The organism is Turicibacter sp. T129, from assembly GCF_025594975.1.
Taxonomy (GTDB): Bacteria; Bacillota_I; Bacilli_A; order MOL361; family Turicibacteraceae; genus Turicibacter; species Turicibacter bilis.
Genome location: NZ_JAMQUU010000121.1, coordinates 1 through 10,828, shown reverse-complemented (window position 1 = coordinate 10,828; position 10,828 = coordinate 1). Strand labels below are relative to the sequence as shown.

General features: G+C 34.4%; 11 protein-coding genes. 4 read left to right on the top strand and 7 right to left on the bottom strand.

The genetic code is table 11. From position 1 onward, the window contains the following. Positions 1-24: 24 nt before the first annotated feature. Both parC and parE read right to left on the bottom strand, forming a co-directional pair. Positions 25-2,430: a DNA topoisomerase IV subunit A gene (gene parC / locus NEH75_RS13360; protein WP_055305019.1), complete on the bottom strand. Its 2,406-nt coding sequence runs from the start codon at positions 2,428-2,430 to the stop codon at positions 25-27. 3 nt (positions 2,431-2,433) lie between these two features. Next, a complete protein-coding gene (gene parE / locus NEH75_RS13355; protein WP_055276326.1) occupies positions 2,434-4,368 on the bottom strand; it encodes a DNA topoisomerase IV subunit B in 1,935 nt (644 codons plus the stop codon). Positions 4,369-4,617: 249 nt separating this feature from the next. On the opposite strand from parE, the gene plsY reads away from it, so the two are divergent. Both plsY and NEH75_RS13345 read left to right on the top strand, forming a co-directional pair. Then, the gene (plsY, locus tag NEH75_RS13350) at positions 4,618-5,202 is read left to right on the top strand and encodes a glycerol-3-phosphate 1-O-acyltransferase PlsY (protein ID WP_055241235.1); all 585 of its coding nucleotides are present in this window, start codon (positions 4,618-4,620) and stop codon (positions 5,200-5,202) included. Positions 5,203-5,226: 24 nt separating this feature from the next. Beyond that, a complete protein-coding gene (locus tag NEH75_RS13345; RefSeq protein WP_055241237.1) occupies positions 5,227-5,421 on the top strand; it encodes an aspartyl-phosphate phosphatase Spo0E family protein in 195 nt (64 codons plus the stop codon). Positions 5,422-5,686: 265 nt separating this feature from the next. On the opposite strand, the gene NEH75_RS13340 is transcribed toward NEH75_RS13345, so the two are convergent. The 3 genes from NEH75_RS13340 to tkt all read right to left on the bottom strand — a co-directional run bounded on the left by NEH75_RS13340 (position 5,687) and on the right by tkt (position 8,821). Next, positions 5,687-5,908: a YneF family protein gene (locus NEH75_RS13340; RefSeq protein ID WP_055241239.1), complete on the bottom strand. Its 222-nt coding sequence runs from the start codon at positions 5,906-5,908 to the stop codon at positions 5,687-5,689. Between the two features lie 110 nt (positions 5,909-6,018). Then, complete coding sequence (locus NEH75_RS13335) at positions 6,019-6,261, bottom strand: hypothetical protein (RefSeq protein ID WP_055276324.1); 243 nt, start codon at positions 6,259-6,261, stop codon at positions 6,019-6,021. A gap of 580 nt (positions 6,262-6,841) precedes the next feature. Next, positions 6,842-8,821, bottom strand: a complete 1,980-nt coding sequence (gene tkt / locus NEH75_RS13330) for a transketolase (RefSeq protein WP_055276321.1) — start codon at positions 8,819-8,821, stop codon at positions 6,842-6,844. A 284-nt stretch (positions 8,822-9,105) separates the two neighbouring features. Between tkt and NEH75_RS13325 the strand changes: the two genes are divergently transcribed. Continuing rightward, the gene (locus tag NEH75_RS13325; RefSeq protein WP_055276319.1) at positions 9,106-9,273 is read left to right on the top strand and encodes a DUF362 domain-containing protein; all 168 of its coding nucleotides are present in this window, start codon (positions 9,106-9,108) and stop codon (positions 9,271-9,273) included. Between the two features lie 49 nt (positions 9,274-9,322). Here the strand turns inward: NEH75_RS13325 and NEH75_RS13320 are convergent, their stop codons facing one another. Both NEH75_RS13320 and NEH75_RS13315 read right to left on the bottom strand, forming a co-directional pair. Then, the gene (locus NEH75_RS13320; protein ID WP_055276317.1) at positions 9,323-9,565 is read right to left on the bottom strand and encodes a DUF896 domain-containing protein; all 243 of its coding nucleotides are present in this window, start codon (positions 9,563-9,565) and stop codon (positions 9,323-9,325) included. 43 nt (positions 9,566-9,608) lie between these two features. After that, entirely contained in the window at positions 9,609-9,782 is a 174-nt protein-coding gene (locus NEH75_RS13315; RefSeq protein WP_156344104.1) for a hypothetical protein, read from the bottom strand. Between the two features lie 150 nt (positions 9,783-9,932). Between NEH75_RS13315 and lexA the strand changes: the two genes are divergently transcribed. Next, positions 9,933-10,583 carry a transcriptional repressor LexA gene (lexA, locus tag NEH75_RS13310; protein WP_055276315.1) on the top strand — a complete coding sequence of 217 codons (651 nt, stop codon included), beginning with the start codon at positions 9,933-9,935 and terminating at the stop codon, positions 10,581-10,583. Positions 10,584-10,828: the final 245 nt, after the last annotated feature.

Sequence of the window (10,828 nt, the reverse complement as noted above, 5' to 3'; positions counted from 1 at the left end):
TAGTCATTTTGATACAGCCCCTTTTTATTCTATATCTTCAACCACAAATTTAAAGACTTCAGCATCAACCATATTTGTTCCAACTGAGTTTAAATCAACAGGTTTAAGTATTGTATTTAATTTAGTTATCCCATCAATTGTTAAAATTGAAACCTCTTGTTTTGGTAAAACCTTGATACAATCAACAAATTGATGTGGATTTGATTTAATGGTTTTAATTCCTAAACATCCCTTTTTGTTACGCGTTGATAACGCAATGTCTTTTACTTTTAATTTTTTAATATTTCCACGTTGCGTTAACAGCAAAATTTCATCATTAACAGAGGCTAAAACAACTTTAATTAATTGATCATCTGCTCCTAATTGAATCCCTTTGACTCCCATCGCCTTTAATCCAGTTGGGGTAATTTCATCATCACTAAACTTTAACAAATATCCATTTTTTGTTACCATAATGACATCGTTCATAAACGTACAACGAATGACTGAAATTAATTCATCATCTTCTTTAACCGACATGGCTACCATGGCACGGTTATAACGTGTCACCTCAAAATCACTTAATCGAGTTTTCTTAACCATTCCGCTTGCAGTCGTAAAGAAGAAGTACTCTTCCGTTTTGAAATTAGAAACCGCATGTACCGCAATAATTTTTTCTTCTGAATCCATCGTCACTAAGTTTGAAACGTGTTGACCAATATCTTTCCACTTAAACTCAGGCAACTTAAAGACTGGTAAATAAATAAAGCTTCCTCGATTTGTAAACATGACAAGTGTTTGAAGCGTATCTAACTGAAGTTTAGCAACTAATTCGTCGCCTTCTTTCATCGTTGACGTATCTGATTTTGTAGCATTGTAAGAACGTAGACTTGTACGTTTAACATAGCCATCTTTTGTGATTGCAACCATGACATCTTCCTTAACAACCATATCTGTTTCATCAATTTTGATTTCTTGGATATGTTTTTGAATGACACTACGGCGAGGTGTTTCAAATTGCTTTTTAACTTGTTTCAACTCATCTTGAATCACTTTTAACAGTTTAGTTTCACTACTTAAAATAGCTGTTAATTCTTGAATAGTTTTTGTTAATTCTTCATTCTCTTTTTCAAGAGCTGTGACGTCTGTATTAGTTAAGCGATATAACTGTAACATCACGATAGCTTCTGCTTGACGCTCACTGAATCCAAAGGCTTGAATTAAATTTTTCTTCGCATCTGCTTTGTCTTTTGAATGACGAATAATTTGAACGACTTCATCTAAAACAGACACCATTTTAATTAACCCTTCAACAATGTGTTGACGTTCACGAGCACGTTTTAAATCGAAGTTTGAGCGGTTAGTTACCACTTCTTTTTGATGTTGAATATACGCATCGATTAAATCCATTAATCCCATTAAGACTGGACGCTTATTATGAATTGCAACCATGTTAATGTTATAAGAGATTTGTAAATCAGTATTTTTAAATAAGTAATTTAAGACGATTTCTGATTTAACATCTTTTTTAAGTTCAATGACGATTCGTAATCCATTGCGGTCCGTTTCGTCACGTACTTCCATGATTCCTTCAACTTTTTTATCAATACGAAGATCATCAATTTTCTTCACTAAATTTGCTTTATTCACTTCATAAGGAATTTCAGTGACAACGATTTGTTCACGTCCTCCACGAACTGGTTCAATCTCAGCTTTGGAACGAATGACAATACGACCTTTTCCAGTTGTATAGGCTTTTTTTATTTCTTGTTCCCCTTGAATAATAGCACCTGTTGGGAAATCTGGACCTTGAACAAACGTTAAGATATCATCTAATGCACATTGTTTATGATTCATTCGATAAATAACGGCGTCAATAATCTCACCTAAGTTATGGGGGGGGATATCAGTTGCATAACCGGCTGAAATCCCTGTTGCCCCATTTACTAATAAGTTTGGGAAAAAGGCTGGTAATACTGTTGGTTCTGTCATCGAATCATCAAAGTTTGGAACAAAATCAACTAAGTTTTTATCGATATCTTTTAATAACAATCCTGAAATAGCTGATAAACGAGCTTCCGTATAACGCATCGCGGCTGCTGGATCGCCATCAATACTACCATTATTCCCATGCATTTGAACTAATGGTTCACGAAGCTTCCAATCTTGTGATAAACGCACCATAGCATCATAAACGGAAGAATCTCCATGAGGATGATAGTTACCAATCACGTTACCGACTGTTTTAGCCGATTTACGGAATGGTTTTTCATAAGTATTTCCGTCTTTATACATCGCATATAAAATACGTCGTTGTACAGGCTTCAATCCATCTCGCACATCTGGTAATGCACGATCTTGAATAATATATTTCGAGTAACGTCCAAAACGATCACCCATAATATCCTCTAAACGCATGACCTGCACACGTTCTTGGGTAGCTTTATTCATAAATTACACCCTTTCTATGTCATAATCATCTTCCATGGTAAAGTCGACATTTTGCTCAATCCATTCTCGACGAGGCTCAACTTTATCTCCCATGAGTGTTGTCACTCGATGATCTGCGTCCGCAGCATCTTCGATGGTTACTTGAATTAAAGTTCGTGTTTCAGGATTCATAGTTGTATCCCATAACTGATCGGCATTCATCTCACCAAGACCTTTGTAACGTTGAAGGGTATAACCTTTTCCAACTTTTGCAATAACATCATTTAACTCTTCATCTGTCCAAGCATATTCAATGACTTGTTTTTTACCTTGACCTTTTGAAACTTTATAAAGTGGTGGTAAAGCAATATAAACCTTTCCTGCTTCTACTAATTCTTTCATGTAACGGAAGAAGAATGTTAAAAGCAACACTTGAATATGCGCACCATCAGTATCGGCGTCGGTCATGATAATAATTTTATCGTAATTAACATCGCTTAATTCAAAGTTCGCCCCTACTCCGGCACCAATAGTATAAATCATCGTATTGATTTCTTCATTTTTAAAGATGTCTTCCATTTTTGCTTTTTCGGTATTAATAACTTTACCACGCAATGGAAGAATCGCTTGAAAGGCACGGTTTCGACCTAGTTTAGCTGAACCGCCCGCCGAATCCCCCTCGACTAAGAATAACTCATTCTTTTGTGGATTCTTTGTTTGTGCTGGCGTTAGCTTCCCAGATAAATTAGTTTCTTTTTTCTTTTTTGTTTTCCCGCTACGGGCATCTTCACGTGCTTTACGAGCCGCTTCTCGAACTTGAGCCGCTTTCACTGCCTTCTTAATTAACTGTGTCGCAACTGCTCCATTTTCATTAAAGAAGAATGTTAACTTTTCGGCAATAACGTTATCTACAGCTGAACGTGCTTCTGGTGTTCCAAGCTTTGCTTTCGTTTGTCCTTCAAACTGTAATAAACGCTCTGGAATACGAACAGAAACAATTGCTGCTAATCCCTCTCGAATATCAGCACCTTCTAAGTTTTTATCTTTTTCTTTTAAAAGTCCGTTACGACGGGCATAATCATTAAAAATACGGGTTAAGACAGCTTTTGCACCTGTTTCATGTGTTCCACCATCTTTTGTACGGACATTATTAACGAATGATAAAATATTTTCTGAATAGCTTCCCGAGTATTGGAAGGCAAAATCAACTTCAATATCTTGGCTCTCACCTTCAAAATAGACGACTTCATGTAACGTATCTTTACCTTCATTTAAAAAGCTAACAAACGATTTAATTCCGTCCTCATAGTAGAACGTTTCTTCTTTATCATTTCTTAAATCAACTAATTCAATTTTTAATCCTTTTAGTAAAAACGCTGATTCTCGTAATCGTTCACTTAAAATATCAAAAGAATAAACTGTTGTTGAAAAAATTTCTGGATCTGGCTTGAAAGTCACTAATGTTCCTGTTTCTTTTGTTTTACCCATCACTTCAAGTCCCGTAACCGGATGTCCACCCTTTTCAAAGCGTTGACGGAAAATAGATCCATCGCGTTTAATTGTTACCTCTAACCATTCCGATAAGGCATTGACTACACTGGCCCCTACACCATGTAATCCACCTGATGTTTTATAACCACCCGTTCCAAACTTTCCACCCGCGTGTAAAACTGTATAAATAACTTCAGGAGTTGGCTTTCCCGATTTATGCATTCCGGTAGGAACTCCACGTCCACAGTCTTGGACACTAATACTATTATTTTCATGAATTGTTACTTTTATATAATTACCGTAACCGGCTAAAACTTCATCAATAGCATTATCAACAATTTCATAAACGAGATGATGTAATCCACGGCTATCTGTAGAACCGATGTACATCCCAGGTCTTTTTCGTACCGCTTCTAATCCTTCAAGTACCTGTATCGAATCTTCGTTATAATTTAAGTGCGTCGACATGATGACACTCCTTTCTCTTTCCATTATCTCATTTTAAAAGATTTTACCTCAGAATAAAAGAGATTATTTGCACAAATTCATCGAACTTTTGTTTTATTTCTATACAAAATAAAAGTATTATACATTAATTAGAATACGAATAACAGTGTGAAATATGTCGAAAAAGAAGTTTTTTATATTTTTTTTGTAATTTTGACTAATATTATTAGACTCTATGCTATAATATTTCTACAAAAAAGGAGGATTTAAATGAACAATATAATTTTAATGATTGTCGCTTATTTATTAGGCTCATTCCCCTCAGCACTTGTGATTGGGAAGACTTTTTATCAAAAAGATATTCGTAACTACGGCTCTGGAAATCTAGGAAGCACGAATGCGTTCCGTGTTCTAGGAAAAAAAGGAGGGGCCGTTGTTTTTATTCTAGATATTTTAAAAGGGGGATTGGCTCTATTAATTGCTACTTATGGGGGAGCAACGATTTCACCATTAATTATTGCTGTATTTGCTTTAATCGGTCACATCTATCCCATTTTCGCTAATTTTAAAGGGGGAAAAGCTGTAGCTACAAGCGCTGGAATTATATTATTTTACTCACCCGTTCTATTTGCGATACTATTCATTATTTTCGTTATTACATTAAAAATTTGGAAGATGGTTTCACTATCATCAACGATTATTTCCATCGCTGCTGTCTTCATCGTTTGGTTCGGAAATTATGATTTAACGGCACAAATTATGTTTTCAATCTTCGCAGCTCTTATTATTATTAAACATATTCCAAATTATAAGCGTATCTTAAACGGGACAGAGAACAAAGTTTCATTCTTATAAACACGTCATTGGGGGAAACATAATATGAAAACGAGTAATTGTTCAACACACACAACATCTAATGAGGCACAAATCCTATATGCACGCATTACTAAAGTCAAAGCTGAATTACATGAATTAGTTAAAAATCTTGGAATGGTGCATGAATTAACTGTAGCCAAAAGCCAAGAACTTGATGTTGTTGTTAATGAATATATGACACATAAAAACCAATTATAAGAAAAAAATGGCCATTTAGGCTATTTTTTTATGTTCTATATCCATTTGTTCTACATACAAACAGAAATGTTTTCTACATCTACTATGGTAAATTAAATATTTAATAGTTATGCCATGGGTTACCTGCTATGCGAAGCATATTTCCTCTGCTGGTAGAGTCTTAAAAGTTTTAAGATGCAAAAGGCTTATGTGACTTATATATTTCCTAAATTTTTTAGTAAAAGAAAAGCATTAAATGATTAAGGATCATCTAATGCTTTTAGTTTTACTTCATATTTTGATTAATTTGTTTCATTACTTGGTTAATTTGTTTTTGAGAAGGTGTACGCCCCATTTGCATCATCATTGTACGTACGACTTCTTCATTAATAGGTGGGTTTTTTTGTAAATATTTCTTTAATTGACGTTGTGCGACGAAAAATCCAACAACAGCTCCTACTAATAATGCGATAATAATCCATAACCAAAATACCCAACTTGTAAACATATGTATTTCCTCCAAACGTTTTTACTATTCAATAGACCACTATTATACTCAATTTATACTAGATTATGGTCAATATGTCAAGTAAATATAGGATAAAGAAACCATCCTTACTAACCTATTGATAGCGTTTTTAAAAGAAGGTGCCAAAGGGTTGAGAAAAGAATGAGGAAAATTCCGATAAGTTCACTATTTATGATTCCCATCATTCTCATATGAATTAAACTTCCTAATTCATAAGCAAGCAATCCTAATAAACCAATCACAAATAGATTAGAACAAATCGTATATTTCACTTGATAAAAACTCAAATAGCTTAGCGTAATAATCGTCATCACAAAGCTTAAAACCCCCACCATGCCCTCATTACAATAAGTAGCTCTTAATAAATATAACCAATGAACAGCCATTCGTTGTTTTGGGATGAATTCACTAATAAGTATTAGATACTCGTTCTAAAGTAAAACGACAAAAAAATCTCGGTAGTAGCAAATAATTCCTCCTAATAAGGTAATGAATCCTATCATGATAATCTCTACCTCTTCACTGATAATTGGCATTCCTAGCATGGTTTTAAGGCTAATTTGATAAGCTAACGAAATAGTGGCAACATATAAACCTAAAAAGCTAATCATTAAAAAAGTGTGATGATTATTAAGTCACTAACTTTCCTTTTAGAGTGTTCACATATATCAATAAATACTGACTAAACATCCGTGGTAAATGAATAATTTTATCAATTTTTTTATATTCAGACAAATAGATCAGTAGTAAACTAAAGATTTTTAATATCAAACAAAAAAATAATCCCGCAAGCCAATCGAAATCTCTACTTAGATTTGATACTTCATAATATCCATCCACCTTTAAAAAATGTAAGTTTTTGAAATAAAAAAAGGTTGCTCCCCTATGAGGAAACAACCTTTTAATGATTCATTACATTCCTTTGTATAAAGAAACAACATTTTCAACTGTGAATCCGTATGCTTCAATGACTTGATTTGCTGGCGCAGATGCTCCGAAGCGATCAATTCCTAAAACAACGCCATCGAATCCAACATATTTATGCCATCCGTATGTTGCTCCCATTTCAATTGACATACGTTTTGTCACTGATTTTGGAAGAACTGATTCACGGTATTCTTTAGATTGTTTTTCGAATAAATCCATTGAAGGCATGCTTACAACACGAACATTGATTCCTTCATTAGCTAAAGCTTCTTGTGCTGCTACAGCTAAGTTGACTTCTGAACCTGTTGCAATTAAGATTCCATCCATCTTACCTTGTGCTTCACTTACAACATAAGCCCCTTTACTTACCCCTTCGTATGAAGTGTTAGCCATTGTTGTTAAGTTTTGACGAGTTAAGATTAATGCTGTTGGAGTTGATTTTGATTCCACTGCTAAACGCCAAGCCGCTGCTGTTTCATTTGCATCAGCTGGACGAATCACTGAGAAGTTTGGAATCGTACGTAACATGGCTAATTGTTCGATTGGTTCATGAGTTGGACCATCTTCTCCAACAGCAATTGAGTCGTGTGTTAAAACATAAGTCACTGGTAATCCCATTAACGCTGCCATACGCATCGCTGGTTTTAGGTAATCACAGAATACGAAGAATGTTCCTCCGAATACGCGTACCCCACCGTGTAACATCATACCATTTAACATCGAAGCCATCGCAAATTCACGAACTCCAAAGTAAATATTACGTCCTTCTGGTGTTACTTTTGAAAAGTCCCCACCATTTTTAATGTTTGTTTTATTTGAGTGCGAAAGGTCAGCTGATCCTCCTAAGAAGTAAGGAATCGCATTTGCAATCGCATTAATTGCTTCATTATTTGTATCACGTGTTGCTTGTGAATGTCCGATTTCATATGAAGGCATAACATCTGCTAAATCAATGATTAATTCATTGTTCATTGCTTTTGTTAATTCTTCAGCTAATTCTGGGTATTCTTTTGAATAACGTGCGAATAATTCATCCCATGCTTTGTTAGCTTCTTCTCCACGAGCTTTGATTGTATTTTCAAAATGAGAATAAACTTCTGTTGGTACGGTGAAAGGCTCATGATCCCATCCATATTGTGCTTTTGCATAAGCACTATCTTCTTCACCTAACGGTGCACCGTGAACAGCATTCGTTCCTTGTAATTTTGAACCATATCCAATGACTGTTTTAATTTCAATAATTGATGGTTTATCTGTTGTTTGTTTTGCACATTCAATAGCTGCATTGATAGCGTCAATATCAGTTCCATCTTCAACACGTTGAACGTGCCAACCATAAGATTCATAACGTTTTAATACATCTTCAGTAAAGCTTTGTGTTAAGTCTCCATCTAAGCAGATATCATTTGAATCGTATAAAACAACGACTTTTCCTAACCCTAAGTGACCTGCAAGTGATGAGGCTTCACTCGTTACACCTTCCATTAAGTCTCCATCACCACAAATAACGAAATTGTAATGATCAACTAATGGATACCCTTCTTTATTGTAACGACTAGCTAAGAATTTTTCTGCTAGAGCCATTCCAATTGCCATTGGAATCCCTTGACCTAATGGTCCACTTGTTGCATCAACACCATCTGTATGTCCAAACTCTGGATGTCCTGGAGTTTTAGAATCCCATTGACGGAATTGTTTAATATCATCCATGCTTACATTATATCCTGATAAATGTAATAATGAATAAAGTAACATTGAACCATGTCCAGCTGCTAACACAAAACGGTCACGATTGAACCAATTACTATTGCTTGGGTTAGCATTCATATGTTTTGTAAATAAAGTATATGCCATCGGAGCTGCCCCTAATACAACACCTGGATGACCTGAATTCGCCTTATTAATTGCATCGATTCCTAATGTACGAATTGTATTAATTGATTGTAATGAGATGTTATTTTCCACGTTATTGACCTCCTTTTATACCATCTATATCATACCCTTTTGTCGAAAAATTTACAATATTTTCGAAAAAAAAGTTATTTTCTTTCATTTTGTTATAAAAATCAAGGTCAGCAACATATTAAAGATTCAGACAAAAATGAAGTTTTCCTACATGATTATTTTAAAAATCACCACATTTCCCTTCATGATAAACTTGTATTTCCATTTGTTTATATAATAGGGATTACGTGAAGGAGTTGGATATGCTATAATGATTTAGTACTTTTGGTAGGGAGGTAATGATTATGCCACGTAAAATTTTAGATACTTGTATCGCTTGCGGTTCATGTGCAGCTGAATGTCCAGTAGAATGTATCTCTGAGGGAGATATCTATGTTGTTGATGCAGATGTATGTATCGACTGCTGCGCTTGCGAAGCTGTTTGTCCAACAGACTCAATCGTAGAAGCTTAATCATTAAAATAAAAAAGACCTTTTTCATTTCAAAAAGGTCTTTTTTATTTTAATGAATCTCTTCTGTATGACGCTTCGCTTGAATTTGTTTTAATTTTTCAGGCGTTACATCTTCACCATTTGGATCGATCACACGAACGTTTTCGATTGTATTTTTCATACTTTCTCTAAAAGTCACTAAATATTCTTCACGTAATGCTTGTTGTTCTTTTAATTCTTCATCCGTGATTGTTCCAAGTTTCTTCTTTTTTGCAAGTTCATTTAGACGATTCAATTTTTCTGCTGTTAACATGTCGTCACCTCCGTTAATCCTACCCTCATTAATATACCAAATTTCACTTCACTTGATAAGCAATAACTTCTAAAAAAGGAATAATCATTTGCGGCTTAAAGCTTTCAATTAAAGTTGTAAAGTCAACAAAACAAAGTCCTAATAGAGCTAAACCAAAACAATAAACTCCTAATAAACAACGGTATTCATAAATAAATAAACAAATTTTATTAAACATCTCAATCCCTCTTTTTAAAACAAATGTTCGATTTATGCTTTTTATTATATTAGAACACTTGTTCGTTGTCAACACAAAAAGAACAAACGTTTGCCTTATTCTACATTTACTGATATAATAAACTTATTAAATGGAAGGAGGTCAGAGAACATGAAACCTATTACTAAACGTCAACAAGCGATCCTTGATTTTATTAAAGAAGAAGTTGATAAACGAGGGTATCCACCCAGTGTCCGTGAAATTGGATTAGCTGTTGGATTATCATCTACTGCATCCGTTCATAATCAATTAAATCAACTTGAAAAAAAGGGACTTATTCGTAAAGATAAGTCAACAACACGTGGAATTGTAATCTTATCACCAGACTCAAAACAAGAAGAGCCAAAACAAGCATCAAATGTTATTGAATTAAAATCGGTTATTAATGTTCCGGTCATCGGTAAAGTAACAGCAGGGACACCAATTGAAGCAATTGAGAATCCTGATGATTTCTTTCCCCTTCCGACACATTTAATCCCATCAAACCAACAAGTCTTTATGTTAAATGTTCGTGGTGATTCTATGATCAATGCTGGAATTCATGATGGCGATCAAATTATTGTTCAACAACAACAAGATGCACTAAACGGTGAAATTGTTGTTGCCATGCTAGAGGATGATCACGAAGTAACAGTTAAACGATTCTTTAAAGAATCAGACTATATTCGTTTACAACCAGAAAACGATTTATTAGAACCTATCATTGCAAAAAATGTAATCATTGTTGGGAAAGTCATTGGACTATTTAGAACAATGCACTAACAAAAAACACCTTACTGAAAAGTCAGTAAGGTGTTTTTTGTTAGTGACTAAATATCCTGTCTAGAAATTTATTTTAAAATTATTTATTAAACTGCTTTGATATTAAAGCATCTTATAGTAAGTCTACCAACTCCAAAGGATTTGATAGCAATTCAACCAAACCTTAATGGTCACCCCTATTCAAAGCAAATCGAGTAGGAGATAATTAATTAATTTAATCATCGTCCTCTCACACCACCGTACGT

Bases quoted from the DNA above. Each gene is read 5' to 3' on its own strand.
- parC (WP_055305019.1), bottom strand. From the start codon at position 2,430: ATGAATAAAGCTACCCAAGAACGTGTGCAGGTCATGCGTTTAGAGGAT.
- parE (WP_055276326.1), bottom strand. From the start codon at position 4,368: ATGTCGACGCACTTAAATTATAACGAAGATTCGATACAGGTACTTGAA.
- plsY (WP_055241235.1), top strand. From the start codon at position 4,618: ATGAACAATATAATTTTAATGATTGTCGCTTATTTATTAGGCTCATTC.
- NEH75_RS13345 (WP_055241237.1), top strand. From the start codon at position 5,227: ATGAAAACGAGTAATTGTTCAACACACACAACATCTAATGAGGCACAA.
- NEH75_RS13340 (WP_055241239.1), bottom strand. From the start codon at position 5,908: ATGTTTACAAGTTGGGTATTTTGGTTATGGATTATTATCGCATTATTA.
- NEH75_RS13325 (WP_055276319.1), top strand. From the start codon at position 9,106: ATGCCACGTAAAATTTTAGATACTTGTATCGCTTGCGGTTCATGTGCA.
- NEH75_RS13320 (WP_055276317.1), bottom strand. From the start codon at position 9,565: ATGTTAACAGCAGAAAAATTGAATCGTCTAAATGAACTTGCAAAAAAG.
- NEH75_RS13315 (WP_156344104.1), bottom strand. From the start codon at position 9,782: ATGTTTAATAAAATTTGTTTATTTATTTATGAATACCGTTGTTTATTA.
- lexA (WP_055276315.1), top strand. From the start codon at position 9,933: ATGAAACCTATTACTAAACGTCAACAAGCGATCCTTGATTTTATTAAA.